The following is a 19,366-nucleotide window of genomic DNA, read 5'->3' as shown; positions in this document are numbered from 1 at the left end:
GCCACGCCTGGCACGATGGCAGGGTGAGCGCACCTCTGACACCCCCGCCACCGCACGACCCCTCCGCGCACCACTCCTCCGCGCACGACCCGTGGCAGCCGCCGTCCGGCGCTCCCGCCGCCGGCGCGCACCGCTACGATGGGAAGCCCGGCGACGCCGCGCACCCCCGGCGGCACGACGAGGACGGCATCGGGACGGCGAAGGAGATCCGGGAGGCGGCCGTGGCGGCCGTGGCGGTGGCGCTCGGCGGAGTGCTGCTCGGGGTGCTGTGGTGGTGGCTGGCGCCGCGCGTGCCGCTGGTGGGCGACGCGTCCGGTGACGCCTGGGTGGTCTATCTCCGGGACTCCGAGGGCGAGCAGAGCATCGGGGTGGACGGCACGTTCACGCTCCTCGCCCTGGCCTGCGGCGCGCTGAGCGCCCTGGCGGTGTTCCTGGTGCGGCGGCGCGGCGGCGTCCCGCTGGTGGTGGCGCTGGCGGTCGGCGGGCTGCTCGGGTCGGTGCTGGCGTGGCGGCTCGGGGTGTGGCTCGGCCCCTCGCAGGACGTGATCGCGCAGGCCAGGAGCGCGGGGAAGGGCGTCACCTTCGACGCCCCGCTGGAGCTGAACGCGAAGGGCGCGCTGCTGGCGTGGCCGTTCGCGGCGCTGGTGTTCCACCTCGGCCTGACGGCGCTGTTCGGGCCGCGCGACCCGGAGGAGTGGCCGCCGCCGAACGCGCAGCAGCCGCAGCGGACCGCGTAAGGGCGCCGCCCGGCACCGCGCCTTCGCCAGGCCGGACCCGTGGTCCGCCGCCGCTCCCTGGTCCGCCGCCTGCGCTCGCGCGTCCGCTTCGCGCTGCCTTCCGCACCCGGCCGAGGGCACGGGTGCCGCCGGCCGCGTACGGAACAGGCCGCGCCGCGGCCTTACGGGCGGCACGCCGCCCCGTGGTGTCCGCGGCCGCGCCCGACCGACGCGCCGTGCGGGGCCGGCGGGGCGCCCTCGCGGGGCCCGGGCGCCCGGTTCGGGCCCGTGCGTGACGTCGTCGGCGGGCCCGGTGGATGCCGTCCGGCTCGACGGGCCGCTGTCGTGAAGGGCTTCGGCGCGCGGAGCGTGTCGCGGTCGCGACGGGTGCGTGTGCCGTCCCGGGTCCGAGGGGAGCGCCGTGCGGGCCCGACGGGACGCCGTCGCCGTGCGTGGGCGTCCCGGTCGCGGGCTCGGGCGTGACGTCGTCGTGCGGGGCCCGCGCACGGGCCGGGGACCGGACGGCGTCGGGCCCCGCCCGGCGCGGGGCCGCGCTACACCCGGCCGATCGGCGCCAGGGTCGCCGACGTCAGGTGCGCCAGGTCGTCGGGGGCGAGTTCGACCTCCAGGCCGCGGCGGCCCGCCGAGACGCAGATCGTCTCGTGCCGGCGCGCGGACTCGTCCAGCACCGTCGGCAGCTTCTTGCGCTGGCCCAGCGGCGAGATGCCGCCCCGCACATAGCCGGTGGTGCGCTCCGCCAGCGCCGGGTCGGCCATCGTCGCCCGCTTGCCGCCGGCCGCCGAGGCGAGCGCCTTGAGGTCCAGTTGGCCCGCGACCGGCACCACCGCCACGGTCAGGGCGCCGTCGACGTCCGCCACCAGCGTCTTGAAGACCCGGCCGGGGGAGACGCCCATCGCCTCGGCGGCCTCCTCGCCGTAGCTCGGGTGGGAGGGGTCGTGGTCGTAGGAGTGCACCGTGAACGGCACCCCGGCCGCGGTGAGCGCCACCGTGGCGGGCGTGCCGCCCGACTGCTGCTTCTTGGACTTCTTGGCCATACCGGTCGCCGCTCCGTAAGCGTCAGTTGAGACTCGTCGGCGCCCGCGTCAGATCCGACGCGGGCAACGACGGAAGATTACGGATGATCGCCGTCTCGGTGCGCAGCAATTTCAGTTCGTCGTGCAGCCGGGACGCGGTGTCCGGCGCCTGGAGGAGCCGCTGCCGGGTCGGTGTGTCCAGCATCATCGCGGCGGCGACCAGGTACGACACCACGCTGGGTTCGTCCGGCAGCTCCGTGTCGGAGGACAGCGACCGCTCCCGCGCCCCGGCCAGCCGCTTCTGGTACTGCCGGAACGCCCGCAGCACGCCCTCCGCGAGCGTCCCCGCCTCCTCGCCCGGGTCCTCCTCCAGCGGCTCCAGACCGGCCGTGAGGAAGGGGCCGGAGGCGTCGACCGACAGCAGCCGCACCCGGGTGGTGCCGGTCGCCAGCACCTCGAAGGTGCCGTCGGGCCGCTCGCGGATCGTCGCCGCGTCGGCGACACAGCCCACCTTGTGGAAGGCGCGCAGCGGGTCCGCGCCGAAGCCGGCCGCCGGGCCCCGCTCGGGCACGGCCGTGGGGTCGGGCAGGCCGGGGGCGCTCGGCGCCACCTCGTGGCCGTCCCGGATCGCCACCACGGCGAACCGCCGTGGCTCGTCCTCCGGGGTCTTCAGCAGCTCGCGCATCATGGCGCGATAACGCTCCTCGAAGACGTTGAGCGGGAGCACGAGCCCCGGGAACAGCACCGTGTTCAGGGGGAAGAGCGGAAGCCGGACGGTGGTCACGTCGCAAGAGCCTAACGGCCGCCGGGGCCCGGCCGTCCGCGCCGTTCGCTCCCCGGACGCCCGGGGACGGCGCTGGAGACGTCCGTTCCGGTCGCTTCGGCGCCCGACGCGACCGCCCGCAGCACGTCCTGACGGACCTCCAGGAACCGCCCCAGCGGGTCGTCCGCGTCCCGGTCCCAGGGGAGGGACGTGGCGTACGGGCCGGTCAGCCGGAACTGCTCCAGAGCGTCCCGCCGGCGCCCCAGCCGGACCAGGACGTAGGCCAGCAGATTGCGCAGCTCGGCCGGCCACGGCTGGGCCGTCGGCAGCCGCGCCGACAGGGCGGCCGCCCGGTCGGCGGCCGCGTCCAGCCGGGCCCGTTCCACGGCCGGGCCGCAGCCGTCGGTGAGGTAGCCGAACGCCGCCCGCAGCGGCAGCGCCTGGGTGAGCGAGCCCTCCGGCGCGTCCTGCGCGGCCGTGTCGGCGAAGTCGAAGCACTCGCGGTGCGAGCCGTGCCAGGAGGACGCCAGGTAGCGCAGGGCCGCCACATGGCAGCCGTGATGGTGCGGGGCGCGCCGCACCGCCGCCTCCCACAGCTCCTCGAAGTAGGTGTGTCCGGCGCGCGCGCCGCGCGCGTGGTCCAGGGCCAGCCGCCACGGCACCGGGTCGCGGTGGTCGGCGCGGGCGGCCGTGGTGATCAGCGGGCTCACCTCGCGCAGCAGCTCGGCGCGGGCCGGCGAGTCCCAGACCCGGTCCACCGCCCGCTGGGCGTCCACCAGCAGCGCGTCCGGGTCGCGCGGGGCGCGGGCCCGCCAGGCGTCCAGCCACTCGGGCCGCGACCGCGCGAACGCGGCCAGTCGGCGCACGTAGCGGTCGCGGTGCTCCCAGGCGGCCTGGCGGCGGGTGGCGACGAGGAGTCCGGCGGCGGGCGCGTGGTCGCCGGCCGCGGCCCCGACCAGCGCCCGGCCCAGGGCGTCGTCCGGCACGTCGAGGAGCACCTCGTCATCGGCGGGCAGCGTGACCGGAGCGGGGGGCGCGGCGCCCGTCCGCTTTCCTCGCACCCGTGACGTGCGGGTGAACGCGTGCAGCAGAGCCATGGTGTCGACCATTGAAAGACCGCAGGTCATGGCCGCGCCAGACCCCACGCGGAACTCATGGAAAGTTGTACGGGCGCCGGTCAAGGGCCGGTAAAAAGCGGACGGCTCCGCAGGTGACCAGGGTCTCGGCGGCCCCACCCGGCGCACGCATCCCCGGTCTCGAGGCGCCGCGTGTCCGCTCGGACGCCGCGCAGTCCCCCGCGCCCCGGAGGGGCGCGGTCACTCACGTACGCCGCAGCGTGCGGGTCGCCCCCGCCGCCACCGTCGTCGCCAGGACCCAGCCCAGCAGGATGAACGCCGCCGACAGCCACTGCCAGCCGCCGCGCAGCTGCCAGAACCCCACCTGCCCCAGGTCGATCACCGGGAGCAGCAGGTCCAGGGCGAACAGCGCCGGGTTCCAGGCCGGGTGCTCGCCGGCCTTCAGCGGCGGATGGTCCGCCCGTGCGAAGACCACCGAACCGGCCGCCCACAGCACCGCCATCCACACCGCCGCCCGGCCCGGGCGGTACCCGTAGGCGACCGTCCAGTCCTGCGCGTAGCCCCAGAGCTTCGCGGCGAGCGGCAGGCTCTCGCGGCGCCGCCGCTGCTTGGCCAGCAGCACCTCGCGGGCGTCCTCGTCCGCCCCGCTCCCCCGCAGCACGGCCGCCAGCCGCTCGTACGGCTCCGGGGTGTACTCGGCGCTCGCCACGTCCACCCAGCGCAGCCGCAGCGCCAGCGGGAACGGGCCGCGCGGCACCAGGTTCTCGTAGGCGAAGCCGCCCATGTGCAGCCGGCCGGGTCCGGGCCAGCTGTCCGCCCGGTCCACCAGGTTCACCACCCGCGCCCCCGACAGCACCACCCGTCCGCGCGCCGGCCGCTGCCCGAGGAAGCGCAGCTCCGGCGTCTGCACCCGGCGCAGCGACAGCTCCTGCTCGTCGATGAAGGTGAACGAGGCCCCCTCGAAGTCGACCGCGTCCCCGAACCGTCCGTCGTCCAGCCGGATCCCGCCCTCGCACGTGAACCGCTGGATGCGCGTGCCCCGCGCGGGGGTCATGCCGCTGCGGGCGTGCGCCCCCACCCCGGCCGGTGTCAGGTACAGCGAGCGCTCGACGGTCAGCTGCGGCGCGTTCAGCGCGAGCCGGGCGTGCGGGTTGACCAGCCGTGCGCCGCGCAGGCTCATGGACACACCGACGGTGGCGCCGCGCAGGCTCAGCTCGCCGTACGACTCCAGCATCTCCGCCTGGAGGTCCTGGCCGACGCTCATCCCGTCGCCGGCTATGGAGCGGCCGCTGCGGTCGCGGTGCACGACCGCCTGGTTGAGCAGCAGGTCCGTGCCGATCCGGGCGTCGGTGAGCCGGATGCCGCCCAGGAAGCGGCAGCGCGGCAGGTGCAGATCGCCCTCGGTGCTCAGCCGGGCGGCCTCCAGCCGGGGTACGGAGCAGTCCACCAGCCGCAACGTGGTGAACCGCGCCTCCGGCAGCAGCACGTCCCGCTCGAAACGGCAGCCGCGCATCTCCACGTAGGGCTCGACCGTGCCCCCGGCCAGGTCCAGCGGGCCGCTGATCCGCACGCCCACCAGCTTCAGCGAGGAGACGCGGCCGGCCAGCGGGGGCGGGCCGTCCAGCAGCAGCCAGCACACCACCCGGGCCCGGACGGTGCGCTCGGGCCCCCAGGGGTGCCCTCCGTGGGGGTCGTCGACCAGCGCGTCGCCGCAGCTCAGGTCGTACACGCTGCCGTTACGGAAGGCCTGCCACATCCCTGCCTCCGCGGCGGTCAGGTGCTCCGGCGGCTCGCCGTCCTGCGATCTCACCCCCTCGGCCACGGAACTCCCCTCCTCCTCATTACTCACGGGTTCATCGCTTCGTACAGCCGTTCATGCCCGGTACGGTGACGTGTTGAACACGGAAAGTGAAGAGGATCTCGAAAGCGAGCGCGGACCGTCACGAGAAGGGTGACGTATCAGCCACTGGAACAGGCGGACGTGCTCCGGAGCGGGTCTGAGAGAATTGAGCACGTGATCTCGCGAATCGACCTGCGCGGCGACGCCCTCCCCGAGGGCTCCGCCCTGCGTGACCTGCTGCCCCGTGCCGACTTCGACGTCGCGGCCGCCCTGGAGAAGGTGCGGCCCATCTGCGAGGACGTGCATCATCGCGGCGACGCGGCGCTGATCGACTTCGCCGAGCGCTTCGACGGCGTGAAGCTGGACCAGGTCCGGGTGCCCGCCGCCGCGCTGGAGCGCGCCCTGGAGGAGCTCGACCCGGCCGTGCGCGCCGCCCTGGAGGAGTCCGTCCGCCGCGCCCGCCTCGTCCACCGCGAGCAGCGCCGCACCACCCGCACCACCCAGGTCGTGCCCGGCGGCACGGTCACCGAGAAGTGGGTGCCCGTCGACCGCGTCGGGCTGTACGCGCCCGGCGGCCGGTCCGTCTACCCGTCCTCCGTGATCATGAACGCGGTGCCCGCCCAGGAGGCCGGCGTCCCGTCGATCGCGCTCGCCTCGCCGGCCCAGGCCGAGTTCGGCGGCCTGCCGCACCCGACCATCCTGGCCGCCTGCGCCCTGCTCGGCGTCGACGAGGTCTACGCGGCCGGCGGCGCCACCGCCGTCGCGATGTTCGCGTACGGCACCGAGTCCTGCCCGCCCGCCAACATGGTCACCGGCCCGGGCAACATCTGGGTCGCCGCCGCCAAGCGGTACTTCACCGGCAGGATCGGCATCGACGCCGAGGCCGGTCCGACCGAGATCGCGATCCTCGCGGACGCCACGGCCGACCCGGTGCACGTCGCCTCCGACCTGATCAGCCAGGCCGAGCACGACCCGCTGGCCGCCGCCGTCCTGGTCACCGACTCCCCGGACCTCGCGGACGCGGTGGAGAAGGAGCTGGAGCCTCAGGTCAGGGCCAGCAAGCACGTCGAGGAGCGGATCGCGCCCGCCCTCGGCGGCAGGCAGTCCGCCATCGTGCTGGTCGACGGCGTCGACGAGGGCCTGCGGGTCGTCGACGCCTACGGCGCCGAGCACCTGGAGATCCAGACCGCCGACGCCGCCGCGGTCGCCGACCGGGTGCGCAACGCCGGCGCGATCTTCGTCGGCCCCTGGTCCCCGGTCTCCCTCGGCGACTACGCGGCCGGCTCCAACCACGTGCTGCCCACCGGCGGCTGCGCCTGCCACTCCTCGGGCCTGTCCGTGCAGTCCTTCCTGCGCGGCATCCACGTCGTCGACTACACGGAGGACGCGCTGGCCGAGGTCGCGCACCACGTGGTGACGCTGGCGGAGGCGGAGGACCTGCCCGCGCACGGCGCGGCGATCAAGGCCAGGTTCGGCTGGAAGGTGCCCGAGGACAAGTGAGCGACGTGAGCATCGACGATCTGCCCGTGCGGGACGAGCTGCGCGGCAAGTCCCCCTACGGCGCGCCCCAGCTGGACGTCCCCGTACGGCTGAACACCAACGAGAACCCCTACCCGCTGCCCGAGCCGCTGGTCGAGCGGATCGCCGAGCGGGTCCGCGAGGCCGCCCGGGACCTCAACCGCTACCCCGACCGGGACGCGGTCGAGCTGCGCACCCGGCTGGCCGCGTACCTGACGAAGACCGCCGGCCACCCGGTCGCCCTGGAGAACGTGTGGGCGGCCAACGGCTCCAACGAGGTCATCCAGCAACTGCTGCAGACCTTCGGCGGGCCCGGCCGCACCGCGCTCGGCTTCGAGCCCTCGTACTCGATGCACGGTCTGATCGCGCGCGGCACCGGCACCGGCTGGATCCCCGGGCCGCGCGGCGAGGACTTCTCCCTCGACCTGCCCGCCGCGGAGAAGGCGATCGCCGAGCACCGGCCGGACGTCGTCTTCGTCACCACCCCCAACAACCCCACCGGCACCGCGGTCCCCGCCGACGCGGTGCGCGCGCTGTACGACGCCGCCCAGGCCGCCAGGCCCTCGATCGTGGTCGTCGACGAGGCGTACGTGGAGTTCAGCCACGGCGACTCGCTGCTGCCGCTGCTCGACGGACGCCCCCACCTGGTGATCTCCCGCACCATGTCGAAGGCGTTCGGCGCGGCCGGCCTGCGCCTCGGCTACCTGGCCGCGCACCCCGCGGTCGTCGACGCCGTCCAGCTGGTGCGGCTGCCGTACCACCTGTCGGCGGTCACCCAGGCGACCGCGCTGGCCGCCCTGGAGCACACCGACACCCTGCTCGGCTACGTCGAGCAGCTCAAGGCGGAGCGCGACCGGCTGGTCGCCGAACTGCGCTCCCTGGGCTACGAGGTGACCGACTCCGACGCCAACTTCGTCCAGTTCGGACGCTTCCCCGACTCCCACGCCGTATGGCGGCGGATCCTCGACCGGGGCGTCCTGGTCCGGGACAACGGCGTACCGGGATGGCTGCGGGTCACCGCGGGCACCCCGTCCGAGAACGACGCGTTCCTCGACGCGGTACGTGAGATCAAGAAGGAGCAGAGCGCATGACCCGCGTAGGACGCGTGGAACGCACCACCAAGGAAACCTCCGTGCTCGTCGAGATCGACCTCGACGGCACCGGGAGGACGGAGATCTCCACCGGGGTCGGTTTCTACGACCACATGCTCGACCAGCTCGGCCGGCACGGTCTGTTCGACCTGACCGTGAAGACCGAGGGCGACCTGCACATCGACTCCCACCACACCATCGAGGACACCGCCCTCGCGCTCGGCGCCGCCTTCAAGCAGGCGCTCGGCGACAAGGTGGGCATCTACCGCTTCGGCAACTGCACGGTCCCGCTGGACGAGTCGCTCGCCCAGGTCACCGTCGACCTCTCCGGCCGCCCCTACCTCGTGCACACCGAGCCCGAGAACATGGCGCCGATGATCGGCTCCTACGACGTGACGATGACCCGGCACATCCTGGAGTCCTTCGTCGCCCAGGCGCAGATCGCGCTGCACGTGCACGTGCCCTACGGGCGCAACGCCCACCACATCGTGGAGTGCCAGTTCAAGGCCCTCGCCCGGGCCCTGCGCTACGCCTGTGAGCGCGACCCGCGCGCGGCCGGCATCCTGCCCTCCACGAAGGGCGCGCTGTGAACGGACTGTCCACCGTCCTGATCGTCCTCGGCCTCTTCTTCGTCGGCGGGATCATCTCCTTCGCCAAGCAGAAGATGCCGCCGAGCCTGATCGTGCTGCTGTCCATCGGCGCCGCGCTCTGCATCGTCACGGGCCTGCTGCAACTGGAGGTGTGAGCCCTTGAGCGCCACCAAGAAGGTCGTGGTCTTCGACTACGGCTTCGGCAACGTCCGCTCCGCCGAACGCGCCCTCGCGCGCGCCGGGGCCGACGTCGAGATCACCCGCGACTTCGACACGGCGATGAACGCCGACGGACTGCTCGTGCCCGGCGTCGGCGCCTTCGCCGCCTGCATGACGGGCCTCAAGGAGGCCCGCGGCGACTGGATCGTCGACCGCCGCCTGGCCGGCGGCCGCCCGGTCATGGGCATCTGCGTCGGCATGCAGATCCTCTTCGCCCGCGGCATCGAGCACGGCGTCGAGGCCGAGGGCCTCGACGAGTGGCCCGGCTCGGTCGAGCCCCTCCAGGCCGACGTCGTGCCCCACATGGGCTGGAACACCGTGGACGCCCCGGAGGGCTCCCGGCTCTTCGCCGGTCTGGACGCGGACGCGCGCTTCTACTTCGTGCACTCCTACGCCGTCCACGACTGGACGTTCGAGACCGCGAACCCGGCCATGGAGGCCCCGCTCGTCACCTGGACCACCCATGGCAAGCCCTTCGTGGCCGCCGTGGAGAACGGCGCCCTGTGGGCCACCCAGTTCCACCCCGAGAAGTCCGGCGACGCCGGCGCCCAGCTCCTCACCAACTGGATCGGAACCCTGTAGAGACATGGCCAAGCTCGAACTCCTCCCCGCCGTCGACGTCCGCGACGGCCAGGCCGTCCGCCTCGTGCACGGCGAGTCCGGCACCGAGACCTCCTACGGCTCGCCGCTGGAGGCCGCGCTCGCCTGGCAGCGCTCCGGCGCCGAGTGGCTGCACCTGGTCGACCTGGACGCCGCGTTCGGCACCGGCGACAACCGCGAGCTGATCGCGGAGGTGGCCCGGGCGATGGACATCAAGGTGGAGCTGTCCGGCGGCATCCGCGACGACGACACCCTCGCCGCCGCCCTCGCCACCGGCTGCACCCGGGTCAACCTCGGCACGGCCGCCCTGGAGACCCCCGAGTGGGTCGCCAAGGTCATCGCCGAGCACGGCGACAAGATCGCCGTCGGCCTCGACGTGCGCGGCACCACCCTGCGCGGCCGCGGCTGGACCCGCGACGGCGGCGACCTCTACGAGACGCTGGACCGCCTGAACAAGGAGGGCTGCGCCCGCTACGTCGTCACCGACATCGCCAAGGACGGCACCCTCCAGGGCCCCAACCTGGAACTGCTGAGGAACGTCTGCGCCGCCACCGACCGCCCGGTGGTCGCCTCCGGCGGGGTGTCCTCGCTGGACGACCTGCGGGCGATCGCCGAGCTGGTCCCGCTCGGCGTCGAGGGCGCCATCGTCGGGAAGGCCCTGTACGCCAAGGCGTTCACCCTGGAAGAGGCCCTGGAGGCCACGTCGTGACACGGGACACGGTCCGATGACGCCGGAAGCCGTGCGGCGCGTGCAGAGCGGGAACCCCTGGGAGGAGATCCTCGGCTCCGCGCGCGCCGTCGCGGCCGGCGATCTCGTCCTGGTCGCGGGCACCACCGCGTTCCGGGGCGACGTGCTGCACGGGGAGGGCGACCCGTACGAACAGGCCAAGGCGGCCTTCGCCCACGCGCTGGAGGCGCTCGGACAGTTCGGGCTCGGCGTGGGGTCCGTGATCCGCACCCGCCTCCATCTCGCCCACGCGCGGGACGTGGACGAGGCCTGCCGCGCGCACAAGGAGCTGTTCGACGCGGTCCGCCCGGTCACCACGCTGCTGGTGGTGGAGGGCTTCGTCGACTCGCGCGTACTGGTCTCAGTGGAACTCGAAGCATTCAGAGGAGCCGTGGAGTCATGACCCTGGCGGTCCGAGTCATCCCCTGCCTGGACGTGGACGGCGGCCGGGTCGTCAAGGGCGTCAACTTCCAGAACCTGCGCGACGCGGGCGACCCCGTCGAGATGGCCAAGGTGTACGACGCCGAGGGCGCCGACGAGCTGACGTTCCTGGACATCACCGCCTCCTCCGGCAACCGCGAGACCACCTACGACGTGGTCCGCCGCACCGCCGAGCAGGTGTTCATCCCGCTCACCGTGGGCGGCGGCGTGCGCACCGCCGAGGACGTCGACAAGCTGCTGCGGGCCGGCGCCGACAAGGTCGGCGTGAACACCGCCGCCATCGCCCGGCCCGACCTCATCCGCGAGATCGCCGAGCGGTTCGGCCGCCAGGTGCTCGTCCTCTCGGTCGACGCCCGGCGCACCGAGGGCGGGTCCTTCGAGGTCACCACGCACGGCGGCCGCCGCGGGACCGGCATCGACGCCGTGGAGTGGGCGCACCGCGCCGCCGAGCTGGGCGCGGGCGAGATCCTGCTCAACTCCATGGACGCCGACGGCACCAAGGACGGCTACGACCTGGAGATGATCGCCGCCGTGCGCAAGCACGTCACGATCCCCGTGATCGCCTCCGGCGGCGCCGGCCGGCTCGCCGACTTCCCGCCCGCGGTCGCCGCCGGCGCGGACGCGGTGCTGGCCGCCTCGGTGTTCCACTTCGGCGACCTGCGCATCGGCGAGGTCAAGCAGACCCTCAGGGACGCCGGCCACCCGGTGCGGTGAGCCTCAGCCGAGCGGCTGCGTGAGCTGGATCAGATTGCCGACCGTGTCGTCCAGCAGCGCGGTCAGCACCGGGCCCTGCCTCTCCGGCTCCCGGACGAAGTGGACGCCCTCCCCGCGCAGCCGCTCGAACTCCGCGCGGAGGTCGTCCACGGAGAACACGATCGCCGGCAGCCCCGCCTCGCGCACCGCACGGCGGTAGGGCCCCGCGATCGGCCCGTCGCCCGGCTCGAGCAGCAGCTCCAGATCCGGCTGGGCGCCCGCGCGCGCCCCCACGGTGACGAACGGCGCGCCGCCGCCCGGGTCCACATGGGTGCGGGTCTCGAAGCCGAGCACCCCGGTGTAGAAGGCGTGCGCCCTGGCCACGTCCTCCACGTACACACTCGTCACGGCGACCTTGATCACGAGCTGCGCCTTTCCGGAGCGGATCAGATGCCGAGCTGTTTGGTGGCGCGCAGCTCGGCGATCGCGTTCTCGTCGCCGTCCAGCTCGACCTTCGCGGCGCTCTGCCGGCCGTAGCCGAACATCACCAGCTCGGACGGCTCCCCGGTCACCGTCACCACCGGGGCCCCGCGACGCGCCACCGCCGTCTGCCCGTCCGGCCGGCGCAGCACCAGTCCGGTCGGCACCCCGCGGCCCAGCAGCCGGGCCGAACGCTCCAGCCGCGACCACAGGGCGTCCTGGAACACCGGGTCCAGCTCGCGCGGCGTCCAGTCCGGCTGCGCCCGGCGGACGTCCTCCGCGTGCACGTAGAACTCGATCACGTTCGACATCTCGTCGACCTGCTTGAGCGAGAAGGGGGAGAAGCGCGGCGGGCCGGTGCGGATCAGCCGGATCAGCTCGTCGTACGGCTTCGCCAGGAACTCCGCCGTCACCCGCTCCAGACGGGACGCCAGCTGCTTCACCAGGATGCCGCCCGCCGCGTCCGGACGGCGCTCGCGCACCACCACGTGCGCGGCCAGGTCCCGGGTGGTCCAGCCCTCGCAGAGGGTGGGCGCGTCCGGGCCCGCGGTCTCCAGCAGGTCGGCCAGGAGGAGGCGTTCACGCTTGGCATGGGTCGACATGCCAGCCAGCCTACGGCGGGCCGTCGCGTCCGGACAGTGGACGAGGGCGCGGACGCACCGGGCGCGCGCGGCACAATGGTCCCCATGACCAGCACGCCCGCCCGTCGCCCGGCCACCGCCCCTCAGGAAGGCGCTTCGCGCCACAGCGCTCCGCCCAGCCGCCTCGACCCGGAGATCGCCGCGCGCCTCAGGCGCACCCCCGACGGCCTCCTGCCCGCGATCGCCCAGCAGTACGACACCGGCGAGGTGCTGATGCTGGGCTGGATGGACGACGAGGCGCTGCACCGCACCCTCACCACCGGCCGCTGCACCTACTGGTCGCGCAGCCGCCAGGAGTACTGGGTCAAGGGCGACACCTCCGGGCACGTCCAGCGGGTGAAGTCGGTCGCGCTGGACTGCGACGCGGACACCGTGCTGGTGAAGGTCGACCAGGTGGGCGCCGCCTGCCACACCGGCGACCGCACCTGCTTCGACGCCGACGTGCTGCTGAAGGACGCCGGTACCGGCGTGCCCGCCGCGGATCAGTAGGGTCTGCCGCCATGGACCTCGAGACCTTCCGCAAGCTCGCCGCCGACCGCCGGGTCGTCCCGGTCACCCGCAAGCTGCTCGCCGACGGCGACACCCCGGTCGCGCTCTACCGCAAGCTCGCCGCCGAGCGCCCCGGCACCTTCCTGCTGGAGTCCGCGGAGAACGGGAGGTCCTGGTCCCGCTACTCCTTCGTCGGCGTGCGGTCGGCCGCCACCCTCACCGAGCGCGACGGGCAGGCCCACTGGGAGGGCGTCCCGCCCGTCGGCGTGCCCGTCGACGGCGACCCGCTCGCCGCGCTGCGCGCCACCCTGCAGACCCTGCACACCCCCCGCGACCTCGCCCAGGACCTCGGCCTGCCGCCCTTCACCGGCGGCATGGTCGGCTACCTCGGCTACGACATCGTGCGCCGCCTGGAGAGGATCGGCCCCGGCGAGCGGGACGACCTGAGGCTCCCCGAGCTGACCATGCTGCTCACCAGCGACCTCGCCGTCATGGACCACTGGGAGGGCTCCGTCTGGCTGATCGCCAACGCGATCAACCACAACGACCTGGAGACCGGCGTCGACGAGGCGTACGCGGACGCCGTGGCCCGCCTCGACGCCATGGAGGCCGACCTGGCCCGCCCGGTGGCCCAGCCCCCGGCCGTGCTGCCGCCCTCCGAGCTGCCCGAGTACACCGCGCTGTGGGGCGGCCCCGACTTCCAGCAGGCCGTCGAGGACGTCAAGGAGCGCATCCGCGCGGGCGAGGCCTTCCAGGTCGTCCCCTCCCAGCGGTTCGAGACGCCCTGCACCGCGAGCGCCCTGGACGTCTACCGGGTGCTGCGGGCCACCAATCCGTCGCCGTACATGTACCTGTTCCGGTTCGACGGCTTCGACGTGGCCGGGTCGTCGCCCGAGGCGCTGGTGAAGGTCGAGGACGGGCAGGCGATGGTGCACCCCATCGCCGGCACCCGGCACCGCGGCGCCACCCCGCAGGAGGACCAGGCGCTCGCCGAGGAGCTGCTCGCCGACCCCAAGGAGCGCGCCGAGCACCTGATGCTCGTCGACCTCGGTCGCAACGACCTCGGACGGGTCTGCGAACCCGGCTCCGTCGAGGTCGTGGACTTCATGTCGATCGAGCGCTACTCGCACGTGATGCACATCGTCTCCACGGTCACCGGGCGGGTCGCCGCCGGCCGCACCGCCTTCGACGTGCTCACCGCCTGCTTCCCGGCCGGCACCCTCTCCGGCGCCCCCAAGCCCCGCGCCCTGCGGATCATCGACGAGCTCGAGCCGTCCCGGCGCGGCCTGTACGGCGGCTGCGTCGGTTACCTCGACTTCGCCGGCGACTCCGACACGGCCATCGCCATCCGCACCGCCCTGCTGCGCGACGGCACCGCGTACGTGCAGGCCGGCGCGGGGATCGTGGCCGACTCCGACCCGGTCGCCGAGGACACCGAGTGCCGCAACAAGGCGGCCGCGGTGCTGCGCGCCGTCCACACCGCGAACCGGCTCGGTGACGGCTGACACAGCCCCCCGGATGCCGTGACCCCCGGGATCCGCGCGATAGTGGAGGACGTGACTGCCGTATCCAGCCCCCGTTCCGAGCCCGCCGGCCCCTCCCGGACCGGCCGCACGAGCCTCGCCGCCGCCCTGCTGAGCGGCGCCCTCGGCGCGGCCGTGGCCCTGCTCGCCACCCGGCAGCAGTGGTCGGAGGGCACCGCGACGGTGGCCGGCGGCGCGTTCCCGCTGACCGCCAAGGGCAGCGACGTGACCGGCGTGCCCGCCGCGCTGGCCGTCGTCGGGCTCGCCGCCCTGGTCGCCGTCTTCGCCGTGCGCCGGGCCGGCCGCCTCGCCGTCGCCGCGGTGCTCGCCCTCTCCGGGGCCGGCACCGTCGTCGCCGCGCTGCTCGGGGCGTCCGACTCCACCGCCCTCGACGAGAAGGCCGCGCGGGTGTCCGGCGACGCGTCCGCGACCGTCGGCGCCCTCTCCCACACCGCCTGGCCGTACGTGGCCGCCGTCGGCGGACTGCTGCTGCTGGTCGCCGGACTGCTCGCGCTGCGGTACGGGCGCCTGTGGCCCGCCATGTCCGGCCGCTACGAACGCAACGGGGCCCCCCGCCCGCGCCGGGCGGCCGCCCCCGCCGACCCGGACCGCCCCGAGGAGCTCTGGAAGGCCCTCGACCGGGGCGAGGACCCCACCGGCGCCTGAGCCGGCCGTCCCGCCCACGGCCGACCCCGGCGCACGGCGGCCCGGCGTGTGCGGGACAATGGGGACGAGCGTCCCGCTCACCCACGCACACGGCAACGAGGAGCAAGCAATGGCGGGCAGCAGCCACGGTCACACCCCGGCCGCCTGGACCGGTGTCATCATCGCCTTCATCGGTTTCTGCGCCGCGGGCGCGTTCATGGTGATGAACCAGCCCGTGGGCTTCTGGGCCGGCATGGGCGTCGTCCTCCTCGGCGGCGTGGTCGGCGCCGTCATGCGCTCGATGGGGCTGGGCCAGCCGAAGAGCAACCACCCGGTGCACGAGACCACCGGCGACCGCCGGCCGGCCGGCGCCCAGGGCTGAGCCCCGCGGACCACTCCGCACGGGGGCGGCATCCGGCCGTGAGCCGGAGCCGCCCCCGCGGCGCGTCCGGGGGACAATGCCTCCCGTGAACGCCCCGAGCCCTCACGCGGTCCCCGGCCGGGCGGCCCGGCTGGCCGCCCCCGCCGGCCTGCTCGCCGCCGTGACCGCGGCCTTCGCCTACGTCGCCGCCGTCGACCCCAACGAGCCCGGTCACTACCCGGTCTGCCCGCTGCTGGGCCTCACCGGCCTGTACTGTCCCGGCTGCGGCGGGCTGCGCAGCGCCCACGCCGTCGCCCACGGCGACCTGCCGGCCGCCCTCCAGGCCAACGCCCCCGCCGTCCTCGGCTACGCGGCCTTCGCCGTGCTGTGGACCGTCTGGGCGGTCCGCGCGGCGCGCGGCCGGCCCTTCCGCCTCGACCCGCCGCCCGCGGTGCTGTGGACGGTGGGCGGGCTGCTGCTCGCCTTCACGGTGATCCGGAACACGCCGTTCGGCGGCTGGCTGCACCCGTGAACGAGTGATGATCGTCCAGGTGCTGGACGTCGCCTCGACCGGATGCGGGCCATTCGACCAGCTCCGGATACCATCGCAGGGACCAGCCAAGCCCGACCGTCAGGAAGGGGGCCGCTCGCGTGAGTGTGCTCGACGAGATCATCGACGGAGTCCGTGCCGACCTGGCGGAGCGGCAGGCGCGCGTCAGCCTCGACGAGCTCAAGGAGCGCGCGGCCAAGGCCCCCGCCGCCAAGGACGGCGTGGCCGCCCTGCGCGGTGACGGCGTCAAGGTGATCTGCGAGGTGAAGCGCTCCAGTCCCTCCAAGGGCGCGCTGGCCGCGATCGCCGACCCGGCGGCACTCGCCGCCGACTACGAGGCGGGCGGCGCCTCCGTCATCTCCGTCCTCACCGAGCAGCGCCGCTTCGGCGGTTCGCTGGCCGACCTGGAGGCCGTCCGCGCCCGGGTGGACATCCCCGTGCTCCGCAAGGACTTCATCGTCACGTCGTACCAGCTCTGGGAGGCCCGCGCGTACGGCGCCGACCTGGCGCTGCTGATCGTGGCCGCCCTGGAGCAGTCCGCCCTGGAGTCGCTGATCGAGCGCGCCGAGTCCATCGGCCTCACCCCGCTGGTCGAGGTGCACGACGAGGACGAGGTGGAGCGGGCGGTCGACGCCGGCGCCAAGGTCATCGGCGTCAACGCGCGCAACCTCAAGACCCTCGAGGTCGACCGCGGCACCTTCGAGCGGGTGGCCCCCGAGATCCCGGCCCACCTCGTGCGGGTCGCCGAGTCCGGCGTGCGCGGCCCGCACGACCTGATCGCCTACGCCAACGCCGGGGCCGACGCCGTCCTGGTCGGCGAGTCCCTGGTGACCGGCAAGGACCCGAAGACGGCGGTCGCCGACCTGGTCGCCGCGGGCGAGCACCCGGCCCTGCGCCACGGCCGCTGAGACCCCGTCAGGCCGACCCCCGATGACGCTTCCCCGACTCGCACGTGGCTGCCGGCCCCGCGGCTGCCGTGCCCCCGCCCGCCGGGTGCACGGCCGCAGGGTCCGCTACGTCATCGGCGACGAACCGGGCCAGGTGAACGGGCGGCGATGGCGGCGCGCCCCTTAGGGGCGCGGGGCTCCACCGACATGCGGCTCCGCCACGCCGGCGCGAGCGACCACGCACGGCCCGCAGTGGCCGGCCCACCCCACGCCCCACGGCGACACGTGCCCAGAACACACTCACCGTGAGGTACACGCATGCCCAGCACCTTCTTCATCCCCGACCCGGAGGGCCAGGTCCCCTCCCCGGAGGGCTACTTCGGCGCCTTCGGCGGCAAGTTCATCCCCGAGGCCCTCGTCGCGGCGGTCGACGAGGTCGCCGTCGCGTACGACAAGGCCAAGGCCGACCCCGAGTTCGCCCGGGAACTCGACGACCTCCTGGCCCACTACACCGGCCGCCCCAGCGCCCTCACCGAGGTCCCCCGTTTCGCCGAGCACGCCGGCGGAGCCCGGATCTTCCTCAAGCGCGAGGACCTGAACCACACCGGCTCGCACAAGATCAACAACGTGCTCGGCCAGGCCCTGCTCACCAAGCGCATGGGCAAGACCCGCGTCATCGCCGAGACCGGCGCCGGACAGCACGGCGTGGCCACCGCCACCGCCTGCGCCCTGTTCGGCCTCGAGTGCACGATCTACATGGGCGAGATCGACACGCAGCGCCAGGCCCTCAACGTGGCCCGGATGCGCATGCTCGGCGCCGAGGTCGTCGCCGTGAGGTCCGGCAGCCGCACGCTCAAGGACGCCATCAACGAGGCGTTCCGCGACTGGGTCGCCAACGTCGACCGCACCCACTACCTGTTCGGCACCGTCGCCGGACCGCACCCCTTCCCGGCGATGGTCCGCGACTTCCACCGCGTCATCGGCGTCGAGGCCCGCCGCCAGCTGCTGGAGCGCGCCGGACGCCTGCCCGACGCCGCGGTCGCCTGCGTCGGCGGCGGCTCCAACGCCATCGGCCTGTTCCACGCGTTCCTCCCCGACGAGAGCGTCCGCCTGATCGGCTGCGAGCCCGCCGGACACGGCATCGAGACCGGCGAGCACGCCGCCACCCTCACCGCGGGCGAGCCCGGTATCCTGCACGGCTCCCGCTCCTACGTCCTCCAGGACGACGAGGGCCAGATCACCGAGCCGTACTCGATCTCCGCCGGCCTGGACTACCCGGGCATCGGTCCCGAGCACGCCCACCTCAAGGACAGCGGCCGCGGCGAGTACCGCGCGGTCACCGACGACGCCGCCATGCAGGCCCTGCGCCTGCTGTCGCGCACCGAGGGGATCATCCCGGCCATCGAGTCCGCGCACGCCCTGGCCGGCGCCCTGGAGGTCGGCAGGGAACTGGGCGAGGACGGGCTGATCGTCGTCAACCTCTCCGGACGCGGCGACAAGGACATGGACACCGCGGCCCGCTACTTCGGGCTGTACGACACGGACGCCGAGGTCGACGAGAACGCCTCCGGCACCGCCGAGATCGAGGGGGACGCCAAGTGAGCGGGAACGTGCGGCTGCTGAGCGACACCCTCGCCGCGGCGAAGGCGGAGGGCCGCGCCGCCCTCATCGCCTACCTCCCCGCCGGGTTCCCGACCGTGGACGGCGGCATCGAGGCGGTCAAGGCGGCCCTGGAGGGCGGCGCCGACGTCGTCGAGGTGGGGCTGCCGCACAGCGACCCCGTCCTGGACGGCCCGGTCATCCAGACCGCCGACGACATCGCCCTGCGCGGCGGAGTGCGCATCGCCGACGTGATGCGCACGGTGCGCGAGGCCCACGCGGCCACGGGCGCGCCGATCCTCGTCATGACGTACTGGAACCCCGTCGACCGCTACGGCGTGGAGCGGTTCACCGCCGAGCTGGCGGAGGCCGGGGGCGCCGGGTGCATCCTGCCCGACCTGCCGGTCCAGGAGTCCGCGCTGTGGCGGGAGCACGCCGAGAAGCACGGGCTCGCCACGGTCTTCGTGGTCGCGCCCAGCAGCAAGGACGAGCGGCTCGCCGAGATCACCGCGGCCGGCAGCGGTTTCGTCTACGCCGCCTCCCTCATGGGCGTCACCGGCACCCGTGAGTCGGTCAGCTCGCAGGCCGAGGACCTGGTGCGGCGCACCCGCGCCACCACCGGCACCCCCGTGTGCGTCGGACTCGGCGTCTCCACCCCCGCGCAGGCCGCGGAGGTCGCCCGGTTCGCCGACGGGGTGATCGTCGGCTCCGCCTTCGTCAAGCGGATGCTGGACGCGCCCGACGACGCGGCGGGCGTCGAGGCGGTCCGCGCCCTCGCCGGGGACCTGGCCCAGGGAGTGCGCGGGCAGGTGTGACCTCACCGGCCGGCAGGCCGTCGGGGTCCCTCGTACGGGTGGACCTGGGACCGGGGAGGCGCTGGGCG

General features: G+C 74.3%; 24 protein-coding genes. 18 read left to right on the top strand and 6 right to left on the bottom strand.

Annotation, left to right across the window (positions count from 1 at the left end; all coding sequences use genetic code 11):
* Positions 1-23 precede the first annotated feature (23 nt).
* Positions 24-737: an AAA family ATPase gene (locus ACIQ8B_RS00570; RefSeq protein WP_403544187.1), complete on the top strand. Its 714-nt coding sequence runs from the start codon at positions 24-26 to the stop codon at positions 735-737.
* Between the two features lie 533 nt (positions 738-1,270).
* Here the strand turns inward: ACIQ8B_RS00570 and ybaK are convergent.
* The 4 genes from ybaK to ACIQ8B_RS00550 form a co-directional block, all read right to left on the bottom strand.
* A complete protein-coding gene (ybaK, locus tag ACIQ8B_RS00565) occupies positions 1,271-1,771 on the bottom strand; it encodes a Cys-tRNA(Pro) deacylase (protein WP_403544185.1) in 501 nt (166 codons plus the stop codon).
* Positions 1,772-1,793: 22 nt separating this feature from the next.
* A complete protein-coding gene (locus tag ACIQ8B_RS00560; protein ID WP_403544183.1) occupies positions 1,794-2,534 on the bottom strand; it encodes an LON peptidase substrate-binding domain-containing protein in 741 nt (246 codons plus the stop codon).
* 11 nt (positions 2,535-2,545) lie between these two features.
* Positions 2,546-3,622, bottom strand: a complete 1,077-nt coding sequence (locus tag ACIQ8B_RS00555; RefSeq protein ID WP_403544181.1) for a hypothetical protein — start codon at positions 3,620-3,622, stop codon at positions 2,546-2,548.
* Between the two features lie 211 nt (positions 3,623-3,833).
* A complete protein-coding gene (locus ACIQ8B_RS00550) occupies positions 3,834-5,411 on the bottom strand; it encodes an oxidoreductase (RefSeq protein ID WP_403544179.1) in 1,578 nt (525 codons plus the stop codon).
* A gap of 192 nt (positions 5,412-5,603) precedes the next feature.
* Here ACIQ8B_RS00550 and hisD point away from each other — a divergent pair, with 192 nt between their 5' ends.
* The 8 genes from hisD to hisF are packed head-to-tail and all read left to right on the top strand — an operon-like array spanning position 5,604 to position 11,329.
* Positions 5,604-6,929: a histidinol dehydrogenase gene (gene hisD / locus ACIQ8B_RS00545; protein WP_290007139.1), complete on the top strand. Its 1,326-nt coding sequence runs from the start codon at positions 5,604-5,606 to the stop codon at positions 6,927-6,929.
* Positions 6,926-8,038: a histidinol-phosphate transaminase gene (locus tag ACIQ8B_RS00540; protein WP_403544178.1), complete on the top strand. Its 1,113-nt coding sequence runs from the start codon at positions 6,926-6,928 to the stop codon at positions 8,036-8,038. Before hisD ends, ACIQ8B_RS00540 begins: the two co-directional genes overlap by 4 nt.
* Complete coding sequence (gene hisB / locus ACIQ8B_RS00535) at positions 8,035-8,628, top strand: imidazoleglycerol-phosphate dehydratase HisB (protein ID WP_106414666.1); 594 nt, start codon at positions 8,035-8,037, stop codon at positions 8,626-8,628. The genes ACIQ8B_RS00540 and hisB overlap by 4 nt, the downstream gene beginning before the upstream one ends.
* The gene (locus tag ACIQ8B_RS00530) at positions 8,625-8,783 is read left to right on the top strand and encodes a hypothetical protein (protein WP_403544176.1); all 159 of its coding nucleotides are present in this window, start codon (positions 8,625-8,627) and stop codon (positions 8,781-8,783) included. The genes hisB and ACIQ8B_RS00530 overlap by 4 nt, the downstream gene beginning before the upstream one ends.
* Positions 8,784-8,787: 4 nt before the next feature.
* Positions 8,788-9,429, top strand: coding sequence for an imidazole glycerol phosphate synthase subunit HisH (hisH, locus tag ACIQ8B_RS00525; RefSeq protein WP_106414667.1), 642 nt, complete (start codon positions 8,788-8,790; stop codon positions 9,427-9,429).
* Between the two features lie 4 nt (positions 9,430-9,433).
* A complete protein-coding gene (gene priA / locus ACIQ8B_RS00520) occupies positions 9,434-10,156 on the top strand; it encodes a bifunctional 1-(5-phosphoribosyl)-5-((5-phosphoribosylamino)methylideneamino)imidazole-4-carboxamide isomerase/phosphoribosylanthranilate isomerase PriA (protein ID WP_290007142.1) in 723 nt (240 codons plus the stop codon).
* 16 nt (positions 10,157-10,172) lie between these two features.
* Entirely contained in the window at positions 10,173-10,577 is a 405-nt protein-coding gene (locus tag ACIQ8B_RS00515) for a Rid family hydrolase (protein ID WP_290007143.1), read from the top strand.
* A complete protein-coding gene (gene hisF / locus ACIQ8B_RS00510; RefSeq protein ID WP_290007145.1) occupies positions 10,574-11,329 on the top strand; it encodes an imidazole glycerol phosphate synthase subunit HisF in 756 nt (251 codons plus the stop codon). The genes ACIQ8B_RS00515 and hisF overlap by 4 nt, the downstream gene beginning before the upstream one ends.
* A 3-nt stretch (positions 11,330-11,332) precedes the next feature.
* Here the strand turns inward: hisF and ACIQ8B_RS00505 are convergent, their stop codons facing one another.
* Both ACIQ8B_RS00505 and ACIQ8B_RS00500 read right to left on the bottom strand, forming a co-directional pair.
* Positions 11,333-11,731, bottom strand: a complete 399-nt coding sequence (locus tag ACIQ8B_RS00505) for a VOC family protein (protein ID WP_403544173.1) — start codon at positions 11,729-11,731, stop codon at positions 11,333-11,335.
* 23 nt (positions 11,732-11,754) lie between these two features.
* Positions 11,755-12,390, bottom strand: coding sequence for a TIGR03085 family metal-binding protein (locus ACIQ8B_RS00500; RefSeq protein WP_403544171.1), 636 nt, complete (start codon positions 12,388-12,390; stop codon positions 11,755-11,757).
* 84 nt (positions 12,391-12,474) lie between these two features.
* Between ACIQ8B_RS00500 and hisI the strand changes: the two genes are divergently transcribed.
* The 9 genes from hisI to trpA all read left to right on the top strand — a co-directional run bounded on the left by hisI (position 12,475) and on the right by trpA (position 19,298).
* Positions 12,475-12,918 (top strand): phosphoribosyl-AMP cyclohydrolase, encoded by a 444-nt coding sequence (gene hisI / locus ACIQ8B_RS00495; protein WP_403544169.1) that lies wholly within the window; start codon positions 12,475-12,477, stop codon positions 12,916-12,918.
* Positions 12,919-12,929: 11 nt separating this feature from the next.
* The gene (locus tag ACIQ8B_RS00490) at positions 12,930-14,423 is read left to right on the top strand and encodes an anthranilate synthase component I (RefSeq protein WP_290007151.1); all 1,494 of its coding nucleotides are present in this window, start codon (positions 12,930-12,932) and stop codon (positions 14,421-14,423) included.
* A 42-nt stretch (positions 14,424-14,465) separates the two neighbouring features.
* Positions 14,466-15,107: a TIGR02234 family membrane protein gene (locus ACIQ8B_RS00485; protein WP_403544167.1), complete on the top strand. Its 642-nt coding sequence runs from the start codon at positions 14,466-14,468 to the stop codon at positions 15,105-15,107.
* Between the two features lie 109 nt (positions 15,108-15,216).
* Positions 15,217-15,468: an HGxxPAAW family protein gene (locus ACIQ8B_RS00480; RefSeq protein WP_403544165.1), complete on the top strand. Its 252-nt coding sequence runs from the start codon at positions 15,217-15,219 to the stop codon at positions 15,466-15,468.
* 76 nt (positions 15,469-15,544) lie between these two features.
* Positions 15,545-15,979 carry a DUF2752 domain-containing protein gene (locus ACIQ8B_RS00475; protein WP_198602582.1) on the top strand — a complete coding sequence of 145 codons (435 nt, stop codon included), beginning with the start codon at positions 15,545-15,547 and terminating at the stop codon, positions 15,977-15,979.
* A 119-nt stretch (positions 15,980-16,098) separates the two neighbouring features.
* Positions 16,099-16,905, top strand: a complete 807-nt coding sequence (trpC, locus tag ACIQ8B_RS00470; RefSeq protein WP_106414678.1) for an indole-3-glycerol phosphate synthase TrpC — start codon at positions 16,099-16,101, stop codon at positions 16,903-16,905.
* Positions 16,906-16,927: 22 nt separating this feature from the next.
* Positions 16,928-17,071, top strand: coding sequence for a tryptophan biosynthesis modulator TrpM (gene trpM, locus ACIQ8B_RS00465; protein ID WP_391662597.1), 144 nt, complete (start codon positions 16,928-16,930; stop codon positions 17,069-17,071).
* A 131-nt stretch (positions 17,072-17,202) separates the two neighbouring features.
* Positions 17,203-18,486, top strand: coding sequence for a tryptophan synthase subunit beta (gene trpB / locus ACIQ8B_RS00460; protein ID WP_290007157.1), 1,284 nt, complete (start codon positions 17,203-17,205; stop codon positions 18,484-18,486).
* Complete coding sequence (gene trpA / locus ACIQ8B_RS00455; RefSeq protein WP_290007158.1) at positions 18,483-19,298, top strand: tryptophan synthase subunit alpha; 816 nt, start codon at positions 18,483-18,485, stop codon at positions 19,296-19,298. Before trpB ends, trpA begins: the two co-directional genes overlap by 4 nt.
* The last annotated feature ends 68 nt before the right edge of the window (positions 19,299-19,366 follow it).

This window comes from Streptomyces sp. NPDC096105 (assembly GCF_044763335.1).
Taxonomy (GTDB): domain Bacteria; phylum Actinomycetota; class Actinomycetes; order Streptomycetales; family Streptomycetaceae; genus Streptomyces.
The sequence above is the reverse complement of the archived record's forward strand: the minus strand, read 5'-3'. Positions and strand labels throughout refer to the sequence as shown.

Bases quoted from the DNA above. Each gene is read 5' to 3' on its own strand.
- ybaK (WP_403544185.1), bottom strand. From the start codon at position 1,771: ATGGCCAAGAAGTCCAAGAAGCAGCAGTCGGGCGGCACGCCCGCCACG.
- ACIQ8B_RS00555 (WP_403544181.1), bottom strand. From the start codon at position 3,622: ATGGTCGACACCATGGCTCTGCTGCACGCGTTCACCCGCACGTCACGG.
- hisB (WP_106414666.1), top strand. From the start codon at position 8,035: ATGACCCGCGTAGGACGCGTGGAACGCACCACCAAGGAAACCTCCGTG.
- priA (WP_290007142.1), top strand. From the start codon at position 9,434: ATGGCCAAGCTCGAACTCCTCCCCGCCGTCGACGTCCGCGACGGCCAG.
- ACIQ8B_RS00515 (WP_290007143.1), top strand. From the start codon at position 10,173: ATGACGCCGGAAGCCGTGCGGCGCGTGCAGAGCGGGAACCCCTGGGAG.
- hisF (WP_290007145.1), top strand. From the start codon at position 10,574: ATGACCCTGGCGGTCCGAGTCATCCCCTGCCTGGACGTGGACGGCGGC.
- ACIQ8B_RS00500 (WP_403544171.1), bottom strand. From the start codon at position 12,390: ATGTCGACCCATGCCAAGCGTGAACGCCTCCTCCTGGCCGACCTGCTG.
- hisI (WP_403544169.1), top strand. From the start codon at position 12,475: ATGACCAGCACGCCCGCCCGTCGCCCGGCCACCGCCCCTCAGGAAGGC.
- ACIQ8B_RS00490 (WP_290007151.1), top strand. From the start codon at position 12,930: ATGGACCTCGAGACCTTCCGCAAGCTCGCCGCCGACCGCCGGGTCGTC.
- ACIQ8B_RS00480 (WP_403544165.1), top strand. From the start codon at position 15,217: ATGGCGGGCAGCAGCCACGGTCACACCCCGGCCGCCTGGACCGGTGTC.
- ACIQ8B_RS00475 (WP_198602582.1), top strand. From the start codon at position 15,545: ATGCCTCCCGTGAACGCCCCGAGCCCTCACGCGGTCCCCGGCCGGGCG.
- trpM (WP_391662597.1), top strand. From the start codon at position 16,928: ATGACGCTTCCCCGACTCGCACGTGGCTGCCGGCCCCGCGGCTGCCGT.
- trpB (WP_290007157.1), top strand. From the start codon at position 17,203: ATGCCCAGCACCTTCTTCATCCCCGACCCGGAGGGCCAGGTCCCCTCC.